This is a genomic window from Thioclava sp. SK-1 (genome assembly GCF_001705665.1).
GTDB lineage: Bacteria > Pseudomonadota > Alphaproteobacteria > Rhodobacterales > Rhodobacteraceae > Thioclava.
Genome location: NZ_MDHA01000058.1, coordinates 24,017 through 40,323 on the forward strand (window position 1 = coordinate 24,017; position 16,307 = coordinate 40,323).

Here is a 16,307-nt window from a genome sequence, read left to right on the forward strand (position 1 = left end):
CACGGATAGATCCCCCAGCGAAAAGCCTTCGCATCTTTGATGGCGTTAACTTTGGTATCGCGTCAAGCGATGATCACAGGTCACGGCACAGCAATCAGATAAACTGCCCAAAGCAAAGGCAGTTTTGGCGCTGACGTAAACTTGGCTTGACGCCAGCCGATGCGCAGGCGTGAATAGATCAACCTCAGGAGAGCTTGCACATGAGCAATGAATGGTGGCGCGGCGCGGTTATTTACCAGATTTATCCGCGGAGTTTTCAAGATGATAATGGTGACGGGATTGGCGATCTGCCGGGTATTACCCGCCGGTTAGATCATGTGGCCAATCTGGGTGCAGATGCGATCTGGCTGTCACCTATTTTTACCTCGCCTATGGCGGATATGGGCTATGATGTTGCCAATTACCGCGACATCGATCCGTTGTTTGGCACATTGGCCGATTTCGATGCCTTGGTGACCCGCGCCCATGCGCTGGGGCTGAAAGTCATCATTGATCAGGTGATTTCGCACAGTTCAGACAAACATCCGTGGTTTCAGGATGCGAAAAAAGGCGGGGCGAAGAAAGATTGGTATGTCTGGGCGGATCCTAAGGAAGATGGCGCGCCGCCTAATAATTGGCTCTCTGTTTTTGGCGGGTCATCATGGGAATATGCGCCAGAAAATCGGCAATATTATCTACATAACTTCCTGATCGAACAGCCCGACCTGAATATGCACAATCCGGCCGTACAAGATGAGCTGCTGGATGTTTTGCGGTTCTGGCTGGAGCGCGGCGTGGACGGTTTCCGATTGGACACGGTCAATTACTATTTCCACGATGCGCAATTACGCGACAACCCGGCGATGGCGCCCGATGGTGGGCGCTGGCCGCCGGTGAACACATATGACATGCAAGATCACGAATACGACAAGAACCGGCCAGAAAACCTGACCTTTTTGAAGCGCATGCGCAGCTTGCTGGATGAATATGACGATCGCTGTCTGATCGGAGAGGTCGGTGATGCACCGCACCGGGCCTTGGCGATCATGGAAGCCTATACCAAAGGCACCGACCGACTGCATATGGCCTATAGCTTTGATATGCTTGGCCCGGCCTTTACGCCAGATCACTACCGCACGATCATCGAAGGGTTCTTTAAAAATGCGCCCGATGGCTGGCCAAGCTGGTCGTTCTCTAACCATGATGTGGAGCGCCATGTCACCCGTTGGGCGAACTATGGCACCCAAGATGATATTGCGAAACTGGCGATTTCGATGCTGGCCTCATTTCAGGGGACGATCGGCCTGTATCAGGGCGAAGAGCTGGGCCTGACCGAGACAACTTTGGAATATCATGAGCTGACCGACCCGCCCGGTCTGCGCTTTTGGCCAGAAAACAAGGGCCGCGATGGGTGCCGCACGCCAATGGTTTGGGACCAAAGCGCCGATGCGGGCTTTACCTCTGGCACACCGTGGTTGCCGGTCAAGGCCCCACAGGCGGCGCGCGCTGTGTCATTGCAAGACGGGGCTGACAGCGTCTTGGCGCATTACCGCGCCGTATTGGCCTTTCGTAAAACCACGGCGGCCTTGCAAAGCGGCACGACAGAGTTCTTGTCGCTGGAAGCGCCGCTAATGGCGTTCAAGCGGATCACATCAACACAGACCGTGACATGTGTGTTTAACCTTAGCGCGCAAACGCAATCTTTGCCTGCGCCGGACGGTGCCGTGTTCGGGCCAAGCCGTGCCGCGACATTGGCTGATGGGATGCTGACATTGGGGCCGAATGGTGTGGCCTGGATGACTTAAGACGCCCGCAACCACAAAGGGGGACATCCAGCCCCCTTTCTTATGCCCTATCCGCTATGCCACCGGCAATAAAATGATAAACCGCGTGCCTTCGCCCTTTTTGCTTTCCACCCGCATCCGGCCCCGGTGGCGTGAAATAATATGTTTCACAATTGCCAGACCAAGCCCGGTCCCCCCCTGTTCGCGCGAACGATGCGTATCGACGCGGTAAAACCGTTCTGTCAGTCGCGGCAGGTGAATTTCATCAATTCCATCTCCTTCGTCTTCTACGGTCACACGCCAGGCGGCACCGCCCAGCACGGGTTCACGGTCAATCGGGTCCACGCGCAAGCGCAGCACACCGCCCGCGCCGCCATATTTGATCCCGTTCTCGATCAAATTGGTGAAAACCTGCGTTAACTGATCGGGATCCCCCACGACGGGCAAAGTCCCTTGCTTACCTTCCCGAAGCAATTCCACCTTTTGCGCCTGCGCCACTGGCGACAGCGCCTGCATCGCACCCTTCAGCACGGCAGAAAGATCAATCTTTTCGGTCGGTCGGCGGCGCTCTTCTGACTCTACCCGACTAAGCGAAAGCAGATCATCCACCAACCGATTCATCCGCTGCGCCTCGCGCTCCATAATTGCCAGGAATCGATCGCGTGCTTTGGGGTCATCACGCGCCGCCCCGCGCAGCGTTTCAATAAAACCCGAAAGCGCAGTTAGCGGCGTGCGCAATTCATGACTGACATTCGCAACAAAATCACGGCGGATGGCTTCGGCTTCACGTTGGTCAGTAACATCTTGAAAAGACAGCAGTGCACCACCTTTTGGCACCAAACCACCGGGTTCGGGTGCCAGCGGTGTCGCGGTGATCATCGCGATCATTTCGCGTTTTCCCGGCGCGATACGCACCTCTGACTGATCAGAGCGGTTTTGCACCAAAGCGGCCTCAAGAATCAGTCCGATAGCGGGTTGACGCAAAACGGTGACAAAAGCGCGCCCTGTGACATCGCCGCCGAATAATGTTCTGGCCGCCCCGTTGCACTGCACAACACGTTCATCTGGGTCAATGATCAGGATCGGTGAAGGAACCGCCTGCAAAATGGATATTGTTGCCGATAGCGTCATAATCGACCTCCTTAATTTCTCTGGCAGACTTGACCAATGCTGCGTCGGAGTAAACCATTGGAGTCGTTACGCAGATGAAGTTTTCTTAACGAGATGCCGCCACTATGACTCAACGGATGTTGTCGACCGCCTCCACCGCGCGAAGACACCCTCAAAAAGTTTGGGACGAGACCATGTCACCCATGGACCGGAACTGGCTTGGCAATCTGCCGCCGCACAACCCTGCTGCTTCGTCGCAAAACCGGCGTATTCTTGTGATTGAACCGTCACAAGAGCTACCGCTGGCGCTGCGCGGCGTGACAGGTGTCTCTATCACCATTGCACGGCTGCGTTCACTGGATAGCGAATTTTTGACCCGCACCGCGCCGCATGTGGTGTTATCACCGCTGCTGACCGCAGAATTCGACATTCTGGATCTGACCCGCAGGCTACAATCATTAGGGTATCGGGGGCATCTGCGCGCCTATACGCCGCGCCTGCCGGATGTGCATGTAATCTGCAAAGAGGTCGCAACGATCTGGCCAGAGCTAAATTTCGAGGTCTATCAAATCGACCCAGAGGACACGCAGCAATAAACGCCTACACGGTCCGCAAACCAGTGGCGAAGCGTTTGGCATTGGCACGATACCCCGCAGCCGAAGCCAATAGCTTTGCGCGTGCCGCATCATCCAGCTGACGCACGACCTTCCCGGGCACCCCCATCACAAGCGATCCATCGGGAATGCTTTTACCTTCGGTAATCAGGGCACCTGCACCAATCAGGCAGCCACGCCCGATCTTTGCACCGTTCAAAATCGTCGCCCCCATGCCGATCAAACTGCCATCGCCAATGATACACCCATGCAGCATGGCCTTGTGACCGACAGTGCAATCGCTCCCCACATGTAGCGGAAAACCAATATCAGTGTGGATCACAACATTCTCTTGAATATTAGATCCCTGCCCGATGCGGATTTCTTCATTATCACCGCGCAATGTGCAGCCAAACCAAACCGAGGCCTCGTCTTCCAGCACCACGCGCCCGATCACATTCGCATCGGGTGCCACCCAGACGCCTGCCCCAATCTGCGGCGCAATCCCATTAAGGTCATAGATCATCGCGCGTCAAATTCCTTGTTCAGAACGCGCACCACATCGGTCAAAGCGGGCTGACGATCGCGGCGCATTCGTTCAGCACGCAAAATTGTCTTCAGCTCATCTTCCGCCTCATCCAAATCACGATTGACCAGAACATAATCATATTCCGCCCAATGGCTGATCTCGCTTTGCGATTTTGCCATACGCCCTGCGATTACCTCTTCGCTGTCTTGCGCGCGGCTGCGCAACCGGCTTTCCAATTCAGGGATTGATGGCGGAAGAATGAAGATTGAAACGACATCCTTGCCCAATGTCGAATTGCGGATCTGCTGCCCGCCCTGCCAGTCAATATCAAATAGCGTATCGCGGCCTTCAGACTGCGCCTGTTGCACCGGCCCTTTTGGGGTGCCGTAGCAATTTCCAAAGACTTCGGCATGTTCAAGCATTTCGTCAGCCTGAACCATCGCGTCGAACTGCTCTTTGGAACGGAAATAATATTCAACACCATCGGTTTCACCGCTGCGCGGGGCCCGCGTTGTGGCCGAAACAGAAAACCTCAGGCTGGGATCCCAAGTGATCAACCGCCGCGCAAGCGTCGATTTTCCCGCGCCCGAAGGTGATGAAAGGATGATAAGCATACCGCGTCGGTTTTGCATGGGTTACTCCACGTTCTGAATCTGCTCTCGCATCTGATCGATGACATGTTTCAGTTCAAGCCCAATCGCGGTCAAGTCGGCGTCGCCGGATTTGGAACACAGCGTATTGGCTTCGCGCATAAATTCCTGAGTAAGGAATTCAAATTTGCGACCGATCGGGCCAGATGTGTCTAGCAGTGTAAGCCCGGACCGAACATGCGCGTGAAGCCGGTCCAATTCTTCGGTGATATCGGACTTGATCGCCAATAGTGCCAGCTCTTGTGTAACGCGCGCGGGATCGGCCGCGGGTGCAGCCTCCACAATTCGTGCCAAAGCGGTGCTCAGGGTCTTTGCCCATGTCGCTTTGCGCCCTTGTGCCAAAGTTGTCGCCCGCGCCGTTAGCTGATCAATCATCTGCAGCTGCCGATCAATGACCTTGGAAATCTCTGCCCCTTCAGATTCGCGACTCAGTTGAAAGGCTGAAAGCGCTGCTTCGAAATCATTAAGAATTCCTTTCCGCAATTCGCTCACGTCTTGTTTATCCTTAACGGAGTGATCAAGAACGCCGCGCATCGGAATTATGTCCACCGCCCGAGATGGCGCCAAAGTGACGCCGTTTTGTGCAGCGGCCTGTTCAACATCCGCCAAGGCCTGCAAAGCCGCCGCCAATCCTGTGGGGTTGACCGTCGGAAATTCAGTGCCGTCTTCGCGGTTCAAACGCAGATTTATTGAGACATTTCCGCGTGCCAAACCCTTTTGTGCAAGGGATCTGACGGCGGGTTCCAGCCCTTCGATCTCGGGCAGGCGCAGGCGCAGATCCAGCCCCTTACCGTTGACGGCGCGGATTTCCCATATCCAATCGACACCATATCCGCTGCCTTTTTGGGCGGAAAACCCTGTCATTGACCGAAGCATCTTATCCTGTCCTTGCGCGGTAAACTGCGCTCTTATGTGTCTTAACCATTTAACGGTTTAGTTCACCACATGGCGAAGAAATGGCGTATTAAGAGTTCAGTAAGCATTTCATCCCCCGGGTCAACAGAAAGACCGGATCCGCAGAAGGCGGCAGGGAGGCGACCAGACACATGCGGCGCTGCGGCGACCGGGACCAGTAACAGGATTAAAAGCATGACGCGCGAGATCGATCAGAAAGTTGTTCAGATGGAACTTCCAGCAAAAGCCGCTCAGATTTGCGCAGAAATGCGCGCCTATTGGGAAGCCCTTCGCATGGGGCGTCAGGTTCCGGCGCGCTCTGACATTGATCCACGCGGTATCGAACGCGCCCTGGAATATGCATTTATCATTGAACGTGTGGCGCCGGGCATGGGCCGGTTCCGCCTGGCCGGGATGCATCTGAACGATCTGATGGGCATGGAAGTGCGCGGTATGCCGTTGACGGCGATGTTTGCACCCAAAGGCCGTAAGAAAGTGGCCGAAGCCACCGAAGCCGCCTTTCAAAACCCGGCAATCGTTGAATTGGATCTGGTGGCCGAAACCGGCATCGGCAAACCGCCACTGAAAGGCAAGCTGTTGATTTTGCCTCTTAAATCAGATCTTGGCGACATCAGCCGTGCCTTGGGATGCTTTGTTGCCGAAGGCGCTTCGATGGGCCGCACACCCCGCCGGTTTGAAGTGGCCGCAGCCCGGATCATGCCGATTGAAACCGGCAAGCCAACCCAAACGAAAGAGCCTGTGCGCCCTGCCCAGCTTGGGTTTGCCGAAGATGCGCCGACATTCGCAGCCCCACCGCGCCGTCCGGCCGCGCCGATTGCACCTACACAAGACACCCCAGAAGAACGCCGCGCGATGTTCCGGATTGTAACCAACGACTGATCGGGACGCCGATCCTTCGTTTCAGGGCCTCAGACCCCTTCAGAATGAAGCGCAGCCTCGGCAGAAAGCCGGGGCTGTTTGGTTATGAAATCATCTTAACTTTTTGACGCAATCAACTGAATTCATTAAAAAACGCGACCAAACGGCCGCGTTTCAATCCGTTACTATCGCTGTATGTCAAACGGCGATGTCTTTGACCGCTTGACGCCGGTTCGACAGCTCTTCCGCCACAAGGAACGCCAGCTCCAACGCTTGCGATGCGTTCAAACGTGGATCGCAGGCAGTGTGATATCGGCTCGACAGATCCTCATCCGTGACCGCGCGCACGCCGCCAGTGCATTCGGTAACGTCTTTGCCCGTCATCTCGAAATGAACGCCGCCAGGAATTGTGCCGGCCTCATTATGGCAAGCAAAGAATTCACGGACCTCTTGCAAGACCGAGTCGAAAGGCCGGGTTTTATAGCCAGACGCGGATTTGATCGTATTGCCATGCATCGGGTCACACGACCAAACCACATTGGCACCTTCTGATTTCACGGTTTCAATCAAACGCGGCAGATGGTCTGCCACTTTGCCCGCGCCGAACCGCGCGATTAGTGTCAAACGCCCCGCCTCATTCGCCGGGTTCAGCTTGTGCATCAGAACTTTCAGATCCTCAGCCGTTGTCGAAGGACCACATTTCAAACCGATAGGGTTTTGAACCCCACGGCAGAATTCAACATGTGCGCCATCGGGCTGACGTGTACGATCACCGATCCAAATCATATGGCCAGACCCCGCAACCGGCAAACCGGTGGTGGTATCGGTGCGGCACAGCGCCTCTTCATATTCCAGCAGCAGCGCTTCATGCGATGTATAGAAATCAACGCTCGAAAGCTCATGTGCGGTGTTTGATGTCACCCCAGCAGCGGTCATGAAATCCATCGCATCTTCAATACGTTCTGCGATTTTCTTATAGCGTGCAGCTGCGGGTTCATCGGTGAAACCAGCCATCCATGAATGCACGCGATGGATATCAGCATAGCCACCCGTCGAAAAGGCACGCAACAGGTTCAACGACGCAGCAGCCTGTGTATAGGCTTGCAACATGCGTGCCGGATCGGGAACGCGTGCCCCTTCGGTAAAGTCAAACCCGTTGATGATATCACCACGATAGCTGGGCAGTTCTACCCCATTTACGGTCTCGGTCGCGGCAGATCGCGGCTTGGCAAATTGCCCCGCCATGCGGCCCAGTTTCACCACAGGCACTTTCGCGCCCCATGTCAAAACGATGGCCATTTGCAGCATAACTTTAAATGTGTCGCGGATGTTATCCGCCCCAAATTCCGCAAAGCTTTCGGCGCAATCGCCACCTTGCAGCAAAAACGCCTCGCCACGTGCTGCTTTTGCCAGTTCCGACCGCAAACGCCGTGCCTCACCCGCGAAAACCAGCGGTGGCATCCGGCCCAGAGTTTCCTCTACACCGTTAAGCGCCTGTGCGTCGGGATAATCCGGCATCTGCACCCGCGGTTTTGCGCGCCAGTCCGATTTTTTCCATCCCTCAGCCATAACATCCTCCAGCAGGCTTCTTCGTTGTTGGGCGTTGTAACGCGGCTGTTAGCGAGAACAAACCCTTAAATCACGATGCGCACCCGCAAATCCCATGAAACGGTTTGAAATTGCGACGCACAAAAGCGCAAACGCGACCAAAGCATAAGAGAATGATCGCACATAGGTCAGCGCCCCTTGCGGCGGAGGGATTTCCCTGTTTGTGTCAAAAAGTTATTACACAGATCAGTGCAAGGCCGGATATGTCGAAACCGCCCCAGCCCCGTGGCTCCACCAGACCAGCGCCGTCCTATGGCTCGCATCGGCTACCCCCGCAGGAACGCCCGCGTAAATTCGTGTTTTTATTGCTTGATCGGTTCACGATGATGGCAATGACATCGGCAATTGAACCCTTGCGGCTGGCAAATCAGGTGTCGGGCCAAACCCTGTATGAATGGGTTTTGGCTTCCGCCGGGGCAAAAGATGTCACCTGCTCCAATGGCGTGACGCTTCATGTCGGCATGGGCTTGGATGAAATCACCCGCGATGAAACGGTGTTGGTCTGCGGTGGCATCGATGTGGTGGAAGCGATCGATAAACCGATCGTGAATTGGCTCCGCCGCGAGGCGCGGCGCGGTGCCTCTATCGGGGGGCTGTGCACCGGCGCATGGGCCTTGGCGCAAGCTGGGTTACTGGATGGAAAACGCGCCACTATCCATTGGGAGAATCAAGACGCGTTCGAGGAAGAGTTCACCGAGGTGGAGTTGTCTAAATCCGTCTATGTGATTGATGGCAATCGGATCACCACAGCGGGTGGCACAGCGGCCTTGGATTTGATGTTGCGGATCTTGGCGCGCGACCATGGGGAAGTCATGGCAAATACTGTCGCCGATCAGCTGATCTACACCTCCATTCGGACCGATAAAGACAGCCAACGCCTGTCGATTCCAACCCGTATCGGGGTGCGCCATCCGAAATTGGCGCAGGTGATCGGCCGGATGGAGGCCAATATCGAAGATCCGATCAGCCCCGCCCGTCTGGCCGCAGAAGTGGGCATGTCCACCCGGCAATTGGAGCGATTGTTCCGGCGCTATCTGAACCGATCACCCAAGCGGTATTATATGGAACTTAGGTTACAAAAGGCCCGCAACCTGTTGATGCAAACGGAAATGTCGGTGATCAATGTGGCGCTAGCCTGTGGCTTTGCCTCACCCTCACATTTTTCCAAATGTTACCGGGCCCATTACAACACGACGCCCTATCGCGAACGCGGAGCCTCATCTGGTCCCGATGATATCCCCGATCTGCCGATGGTGGAGGCGCTGGCGCTGGAACCCATCAGCGAATTCCTTGACCTGGAGGATGAGGAAGAAGATTTTGACACTGATGAAACGGAATGAAAATCCACCCCAAACGCCGGCATAATCGCGCGAATCTTATTGCTTTTGGACGTTGTGCCGCCTAAAGGCTGGCCATGGCACAGCATCAGACTCTCCTCATCATCGATTTCGGTTCTCAGGTTACGCAGCTGATTGCGCGTCGCCTGCGCGAACTGAATATCTTCTGCGAAATCCGCCCCTATCAGGCCGTGACCGAAGCCGTGATCCAAGAGATCGCGCCGCTTGCGGTGATCCTGTCTGGCGGACCTGACAGCGTGACGCGCGACGGTTCCCCTCGCGCGCCGCAAGCCCTGTTTGATATGGGGCTGCCGATCTTTGGGATCTGCTATGGCCAACAGGTCATGATGGAACAGCTGGGCGGCAAGGTCGAAGCCGGCCACCACGCGGAATATGGCCGCGCCTATGTCGCACCGACCGCCGATCACAAGCTTGACGGTATTTTTGCCGGTCTGTTCCTGACAGAGGGCCGTGAACAAGTTTGGATGAGCCACGGCGACCGTGTAACCGCATTGGCACCGGGGTTTGAGGTTATCGGAACCTCCCCCAATGCGCCTTTCGCAATCACCGCTGACGAATCGCGCAAATTCTACGCTGTGCAGTTTCACCCAGAGGTGCATCACACGCCCAATGGCAAAGCGTTGCTGGAAAACTTTGTTCGCATGGCTGGGTTTACCGGCGACTGGACCATGGCCGCCTATCGCGAAGAAGCCATTAAAACGATCCGTGAGCAGGTGGGCGACAAACAGGTCATCTGTGGTTTGTCCGGCGGCGTTGACAGCTCTGTCACCGCGATTTTGCTGCATGAGGCTATTGGCGAACAGCTGACCTGTGTCTTTGTAGACCACGGGTTGCTGCGCCAAAATGAGGCGGCAGAAGTCGTCAAAATGTTCCGCGACAATTACAATATCAAATTGATTGCCGCAGATGAGGCAGATCTGTTCATCGGTGCGCTGGAAGGCGTGTCCGACCCAGAGGTCAAACGTAAGACCATTGGCAAGCTGTTCATCGACGTCTTCCAAAAATACGCGAATGAGATCGAGGGCGCAGAATTTCTTGCCCAAGGCACGCTATATCCCGATGTGATTGAATCGGTCAGCTTCTCGGGTGGACCGTCGGTGACGATCAAATCGCACCATAACGTCGGTGGACTGCCTGAAAAAATGGGCCTGAAACTGGTTGAGCCGCTGCGTGAATTGTTCAAGGACGAAGTGCGCGCCTTGGGGCGTGAGCTGGGCCTGCCTGCCGATTTCATCGGGCGCCATCCCTTCCCCGGTCCGGGACTGGCCATCCGTTGCCCCGGTGAAATCACCCGCGAAAAGCTGGCCATTTTGCAGAAGGCCGATGCTGTCTATATCGATCAGATCCGCAAACACGGGCTGTATGATGATATCTGGCAGGCTTTTGTGGCGATTTTACCTGTGCGCACGGTTGGCGTGATGGGTGATGGGCGGACCTATGATTACGCCTGTGCATTGCGGGCGGTCACCTCAGTCGACGGTATGACTGCGGATTATTACCCGTTCACCCATGAGTTCCTGGGTGAGACGGCAACGCGGATCATCAATGAAGTCAAAGGCATCAACCGTGTGACCTATGACATTACATCGAAGCCCCCCGGCACGATTGAGTGGGAATAACCCCCGCCACTCACACGCAATAGATTGCCTTTTGTCCCCTATCGCCCAGCCGGCGGTGGGGGATTTTCGTTTGTGGCGCAACGGGGCTGTATGACCACCATAACTGCGACCAACGGGCAAAGAAAAAGGCTACACCCGAATGGATGCAGCCTTTCAAAATCTGTCACCAGCGCCCTTGGCCCCGGTCAATCAGCGATCAGCCAACCAGTTCAAGACCCGAGAAGTAGAACGCAATTTCTTCAGCAGCTGTTTCTGGTGCGTCAGAACCATGAACCGAGTTTTCTCCAACGGAGAGCGCGTATTCCTTACGGATCGTGCCTTCTGCCGCGTCTGCCGGATTGGTTGCGCCCATGACTTCGCGGTTTTTCAAGATGGCGCCTTCGCCTTCAAGAACCTGAACAACCACTGGCTCGGACGCCATGAATTCACACAATTCGCCGTAAAAGGGGCGGTCTTTGTGAACTTCGTAGAATTTACCAGCCTGTTCCATCGACAGTTTGATGCGCTTTTGCGCTACGATGCGCAGGCCTGCTTCTTCAAACTTGGCGTTGATTTTGCCGGTCAGGTTACGGCGGGTTGCGTCGGGTTTGATGATCGACAGAGTGCGTTCGACGGCCATGGAAGTGCCCCTTTGGTTAGGTGGACCATATGTTTGATTAATTGGTCCGTAAAATCGGTCTGTGGCGTGCTATCATGCGGGTAGCGAGTTGAAAAGCCCCTCAAAAGAACAGGTCAAGCAAGTTTTTATGACAGGTTGCAATCGCGCTCTGCCCGTGTTTGCGCCCACAGGTAACGTAAAGTCATGACTGCAGTGTTAAGGCTGTTTGCCCGCCGCATTGCAAGCGAAATGCATCATGGCGCGCAACGGTTTGCCTTGAAACCTGCAACTGCCTCCCCTATATCAATCTTGTTCGGGTTCGCTCGGACTATGGACATAAACGCGCATGTAATACACGGATCGGACCCGGGGGCGGTACCCGGCGGCTCCACCAATCATCCTATCGTTTGGGATCTTGGGGCCGAAATAGGATCGACGAACGTTTAAAGATGTAAGCTTTGTCTCGGTGAGCTACCACCGTTATCGGTGCGAAACGTACAGTTGCAAACGACAACCGTGCTCCGGTGGCTCTTGCTGCGTAAGCAGTTCGAGTACCGAAACCTAACTCCTTGCGCCTAGCAGCGTAAGGCGGGGCCCGCAGGAGCCTTGCAACAGAATCCTGCACCTTCCCCCTATTTTGTAATGCATGCAAAAGTTGAGCATGATTATATTATTCACTTTAGGGGTGAAAATTAACCTTACATCAATCAACAATCTGTCTACTCCCCCCATCGTGGGAGAGCATCATTGCGGCAAAAAATCGACATCTACTCAGACTATTTGGATCAGGTCTGGCGGCAAGGTGACATTACAGCGATTGATCGGTTTTGGGTGCAAGAGGCTGTTTCCGTTGGGCTGATCGCGGATTTTGAAATGACACGGGCCGATATTTCAGAATTGGTTCCTGCAGTTCATGCGCATCTGGATGCTATCCATTATGACATTTTATATCATTCACAGGTGGATGATGTTTTGCATGTTGTTGTGCAGGTCAATGGAATGGGTCACGAAAACCGCACCAAAGTCAGCTTTACCGGCCAATCCACATTGGTCTTTACGGGGGATAAATTCTCTCGTTCGTATGACCATTATGATCTGATTTCGTTCTTTGCGCAGCTTGGGCTGTTACCGCCCGATACAGTGGCGCTGTGCCTGTCGGGGGAATCTCTGTCGTAGCAATGTCTTGCCCCTGTCATGGCGGCACGAAACAGTCGACGGCATGACATCACAAATGCCCCACCCGATTCCCCTGCCCCGATTGAACCATGTGTTCATGCGCATCGGCCTGGCCTCATTTGGCGGGCCTGCGGCGCAAATCGCCTTGTTACATCGCAGCCTGGTCAGCGAAGAACGCTGGCTGTCGGAGCAAGAATTTTTGCGCGCCCTTAGCTTTTGCATGGTGTTGCCGGGGCCAGAGGCGATGCAGCTGGCGGCCTATACCGGATGGCGGTTGCGCGGCGTTTGGGGCGGTGTGATCGCGGGCCTGTGGTTTGTTGGGCCCGGTGCGGCAGTGATCTTAGGCCTGGCGCTGATCTACACCGAATTTGAAGAAATCCCCATAGTCCACGGCATGTTGATAGGCATGCAAGCCTGCGTTATTGCCATTGTATGTCAGGCGCTTATCCGGCTGTCGCAGCGCGCCCTAACTGATAGGCAGACACGGGGAATTGCCGTAAGCAGCTTTGTTGGGCTTTATGTGTTTGGGGTTCCATTTCCGGTCATTATCGCGGCAGCGATGATTTTTGGTGCGCTTCGGATGAACCCAACGCCCAACCAAGACATGTCCCGAGCGCATCGGCAGATAGGGCTGCGCAGGCTGTGGCGCAATGCGTTCCCTTGGGCCTTAGCGTGGTTACTGCCGCTTGTGGCTCTTCTGGCGACGAGCAGTCTGTATGGTCAGCTGGCCGGGCTGTTTTCGCAACTTTCTGCGCTCAGCTTCGGCGGCGCCTATGCATTGCTGGCATGGATGTCACAAGCCATGGTCGAGATGCATGGTTGGCTGACCCCCAAACAGATGATTGATGCCTTGGGTTTGGCGGAAACCACACCCGGCCCTTTGGTTTTGGTCACCGCCTTCACCGGTTTTTTGGTTGGTCATGATGCTGGCGGGGTTTGGGGCGGCCTTCTGGGCTGGCTGATCGCAATTTGGATGACCTTTGTACCCTGTTTTCTGTGGGTATTTACCGGGGCACCTGTGCTGGAAAACCTGACCACACATCCGCGGATCAATGCCGCCTTGCGCGCCGTTACCGCAGCCATTGTTGGGGTTATCGCCAATCTTTCAGTGTGGTTTGCGCTGCATGTTCTGTTTGCCGGTGTCACGCCTGGACCGTTCGCGCTGCAAGTTCCGCAGATCAACACGCTTTCGTTACCTGTTGCTGCGGTGGTATTGGCCAGTATCTACGCCCTTATTCAACGAAAATTGCCCTTTTGGGTCGTTCTATGCGCAGCCGCAGTTTGCGGTGGTGGCATGGCCATCTGCAACCTTATCGAGTGACAGGTCTTCCCTTGGCCGGGGAATTCCCTATGCTGTGTAAAAGTGCAAGCGGAACCACAAGAGGACGTCCATGTCGCGCGAAATCGATTACGGCAATTTGATGCATCAGGCGATGCGCTCCCTGATTCAGGATGTGCTGTCAGATGTCTCCAAGAATGGTTTGCCGGGCGCGCATCATTTCTTCATCACATTTGATACCCAGCACCCAGAGGTCGATATGGCCGATTGGCTGCGCGAACGGTATCCCGAAGAAATGACCGTCGTGATCCAGCATTGGTTTGAAAACCTGAACGTCACGGATGACGGGTTCGAGGTTACGCTGAATTTTGGCAATAACCCAGAACCGCTGTCGATCCCCTATGATGCGATTCAGACATTCGTTGATCCTTCCGTTGAATTCGGCCTGCGGTTTGAAACCCAGGATATGGATGATGACGAGGAAGACGAAGATGACGAGGAAGCGCCAATGGCCGAAGATGTGCCCCAAAAGCGCCCCGAGGCAGAGGTTGTCTCGCTCGATCAATTCCGAAAATGATGCAAAGGGCGGCCAGAGGGTCGCCTTTTGTCATTTTCAACCTATGTTTCCCGCAATTTTCTACTGCATACATTCGTATGCCATTTGCAATCGCTGGGCGCTGCCCCTATGAAATGCCCTTAGGCGCAGCGCGCTACGCAAACTTATTGGTTACGTCATGGAGGCCCTTATGACCGCGACCCGCACCGAGACCGACAGCTTTGGTCCGCTTGAAGTTCCCGCAGATAAATATTGGGGCGCGCAAACGCAGCGCTCGATCCTGAACTTCCCCATCGGTTGGGAACGCCAGCCCGTGCCGATCATCCGTGCCCTTGGCGTAATCAAAAAAGCCTGCGCGATGGCGAATAAAGAGCTGGGCAATATGGATGCCAAAGTGGCCGATGCAATCATCGCCGCCGCTGGCGAAGTGATTGATGGCAAATTCGATGACAACTTCCCGCTGGTTGTCTGGCAAACCGGTTCAGGCACGCAGTCGAACATGAACTCCAATGAGGTCATTTCAAACCGCGCCATCGAAATGCTGGGCGGTGAGATGGGCTCTAAATCGCCGGTTCACCCGAATGACCATTGCAACATGGGCCAATCGTCCAACGATACATTCCCGACGGCGATGCATGTTGGCATTGCCATGTCGGCGCGCGATGTGCTGTTGCCAGGGCTGAAAAAGCTGCACGCGGCTTTGGACGCGAAATCGGAAGAGTTCAAAGATATCATCAAGATCGGCCGCACCCATACGCAGGATGCAACACCGCTGACCTTGGGCCAGGAATTTGGTGGCTACACCCATCAGGTGGCCAAAGCCATTGAACGTGTCGAAGCGTGCCTGGGCGACATTTACGAATTGGCGCAGGGCGGCACCGCTGTCGGCACCGGTTTGAACACCCAAAAAGGCTGGGCGGAAATGGTTGCGGCAAATATGGCGGAAATTACCGACCTGCCCTTTGTCACCGCCCCGAATAAATTTGAGGCGTTGGCAGGTCATGACGCGATGGTCATGTTCTCGGGTGCGTTGAAAACGGTTGCGGCATCTCTGTTCAAAATCGCCAATGATATCCGTCTTCTAGGGTCTGGCCCACGCTGCGGTCTGGGTGAATTGATCTTGCCGGAAAATGAGCCGGGCTCATCAATCATGCCGGGCAAGGTGAACCCGACACAGGCCGAAGCATTGACCATGGTTTGTGCGCATGTCATGGGCAATGACGCAGCGGTGGGCTTTGCCGGTTCGCAGGGGCATTTTGAACTCAACGTCTATAATCCGATGATGTCCTATAACGTATTGCAATCCATGCAACTTTTGGGCGACAGCGCATCAGCCTTTACTGACAATATGGTTGTGGGCATTCAGGCGAATGAGCCGCGCATCGAAAAATTGCTGCATGAATCGTTGATGCTGGTGACGGCTCTGGCGCCAACCATTGGTTATGATAACGCGACCAAAGTTGCCAAAACCGCCCATAAAAATGGCACAACATTGAAACAAGAAGCCATCGCACTTGGCTTTGTGGATGAAAAAACCTTTGACGAAGTGGTACGTCCCGAGAAAATGATTGGCCCGAAAGGCTAATCCAAACCGCTTTGGTCTGCTTTCAAAACGGTTTGAAAGCATCTATAGCCCCCCGGCCAAATGGTCGGGGGGTTTGACTTTTAAGGAACCGAATGGGTCAGCCGGGGTTG

The 16,307-nt window shown here is 55.0% G+C and carries 15 protein-coding genes and 1 other RNA gene; 10 read left to right on the forward strand and 6 right to left on the reverse strand.

From position 1 onward, the window contains the following. Positions 1–200 precede the first annotated feature (200 nt). On the forward strand, positions 201–1,784 hold the full coding sequence (locus BFP70_RS14035; RefSeq protein ID WP_066012282.1) for an alpha-glucosidase family protein: 1,584 nt from the start codon (positions 201–203) through the stop codon (positions 1,782–1,784). 54 nt (positions 1,785–1,838) lie between these two features. Here the strand turns inward: BFP70_RS14035 and BFP70_RS14040 are convergent, their stop codons facing one another. Then, a complete protein-coding gene (locus BFP70_RS14040; protein WP_066012283.1) occupies positions 1,839–2,894 on the reverse strand; it encodes an ATP-binding protein in 1,056 nt (351 codons plus the stop codon). A 173-nt stretch (positions 2,895–3,067) separates the two neighbouring features. Between BFP70_RS14040 and BFP70_RS14045 the strand changes: the two genes are divergently transcribed. Continuing rightward, positions 3,068–3,469 carry a hypothetical protein gene (locus tag BFP70_RS14045; protein WP_066012284.1) on the forward strand — a complete coding sequence of 134 codons (402 nt, stop codon included), beginning with the start codon at positions 3,068–3,070 and terminating at the stop codon, positions 3,467–3,469. A gap of 4 nt (positions 3,470–3,473) precedes the next feature. On the opposite strand, the gene BFP70_RS14050 is transcribed toward BFP70_RS14045, so the two are convergent. The 3 genes from BFP70_RS14050 to BFP70_RS20760 are packed head-to-tail and all read right to left on the reverse strand — an operon-like array spanning position 3,474 to position 5,521. After that, positions 3,474–3,992 (reverse strand): gamma carbonic anhydrase family protein, encoded by a 519-nt coding sequence (locus BFP70_RS14050; RefSeq protein WP_066012285.1) that lies wholly within the window; start codon positions 3,990–3,992, stop codon positions 3,474–3,476. Then, positions 3,989–4,627, reverse strand: coding sequence for a guanylate kinase (gene gmk / locus BFP70_RS20755; protein ID WP_066012286.1), 639 nt, complete (start codon positions 4,625–4,627; stop codon positions 3,989–3,991). Before gmk ends, BFP70_RS14050 begins: the two co-directional genes overlap by 4 nt. 3 nt (positions 4,628–4,630) lie before the next feature. Beyond that, the gene (locus tag BFP70_RS20760) at positions 4,631–5,521 is read right to left on the reverse strand and encodes a YicC/YloC family endoribonuclease (protein ID WP_066012287.1); all 891 of its coding nucleotides are present in this window, start codon (positions 5,519–5,521) and stop codon (positions 4,631–4,633) included. 213 nt (positions 5,522–5,734) lie between these two features. Between BFP70_RS20760 and BFP70_RS14065 the strand changes: the two genes are divergently transcribed. Then, positions 5,735–6,439 carry a PAS domain-containing protein gene (locus BFP70_RS14065; protein WP_066012288.1) on the forward strand — a complete coding sequence of 235 codons (705 nt, stop codon included), beginning with the start codon at positions 5,735–5,737 and terminating at the stop codon, positions 6,437–6,439. 177 nt (positions 6,440–6,616) lie between these two features. On the opposite strand, the gene BFP70_RS14070 is transcribed toward BFP70_RS14065, so the two are convergent. Next, positions 6,617–7,987, reverse strand: coding sequence for a class II 3-deoxy-7-phosphoheptulonate synthase (locus tag BFP70_RS14070; RefSeq protein WP_066012289.1), 1,371 nt, complete (start codon positions 7,985–7,987; stop codon positions 6,617–6,619). Positions 7,988–8,229: 242 nt separating this feature from the next. On the opposite strand from BFP70_RS14070, the gene BFP70_RS14075 reads away from it, so the two are divergent. Both BFP70_RS14075 and guaA read left to right on the forward strand, forming a co-directional pair. After that, the gene (locus BFP70_RS14075) at positions 8,230–9,366 is read left to right on the forward strand and encodes a GlxA family transcriptional regulator (protein WP_066012290.1); all 1,137 of its coding nucleotides are present in this window, start codon (positions 8,230–8,232) and stop codon (positions 9,364–9,366) included. A gap of 74 nt (positions 9,367–9,440) precedes the next feature. Next, positions 9,441–11,003: a glutamine-hydrolyzing GMP synthase gene (gene guaA, locus BFP70_RS14080; RefSeq protein ID WP_066012291.1), complete on the forward strand. Its 1,563-nt coding sequence runs from the start codon at positions 9,441–9,443 to the stop codon at positions 11,001–11,003. A 196-nt stretch (positions 11,004–11,199) separates the two neighbouring features. Here guaA and ndk read toward each other — a convergent pair whose 3' ends face one another. Next, complete coding sequence (ndk, locus tag BFP70_RS14085) at positions 11,200–11,622, reverse strand: nucleoside-diphosphate kinase (RefSeq protein WP_066012292.1); 423 nt, start codon at positions 11,620–11,622, stop codon at positions 11,200–11,202. 251 nt (positions 11,623–11,873) lie between these two features. Between ndk and ssrA the strand changes: the two genes are divergently transcribed. From ssrA to fumC, 5 genes are all read left to right on the forward strand, one after another. Beyond that, positions 11,874–12,227: a transfer-messenger RNA gene (gene ssrA / locus BFP70_RS14090) on the forward strand. 121 nt (positions 12,228–12,348) lie between these two features. Then, on the forward strand, positions 12,349–12,777 hold the full coding sequence (locus tag BFP70_RS14095; protein WP_066012293.1) for a hypothetical protein: 429 nt from the start codon (positions 12,349–12,351) through the stop codon (positions 12,775–12,777). A gap of 97 nt (positions 12,778–12,874) precedes the next feature. Further along, complete coding sequence (gene chrA, locus BFP70_RS14100; RefSeq protein ID WP_255356717.1) at positions 12,875–14,098, forward strand: chromate efflux transporter; 1,224 nt, start codon at positions 12,875–12,877, stop codon at positions 14,096–14,098. Between the two features lie 70 nt (positions 14,099–14,168). Further along, complete coding sequence (locus BFP70_RS14105) at positions 14,169–14,633, forward strand: SspB family protein (RefSeq protein WP_066012295.1); 465 nt, start codon at positions 14,169–14,171, stop codon at positions 14,631–14,633. Between the two features lie 169 nt (positions 14,634–14,802). Further along, entirely contained in the window at positions 14,803–16,197 is a 1,395-nt protein-coding gene (gene fumC / locus BFP70_RS14110) for a class II fumarate hydratase (RefSeq protein ID WP_066012296.1), read from the forward strand. Positions 16,198–16,307: the final 110 nt, after the last annotated feature.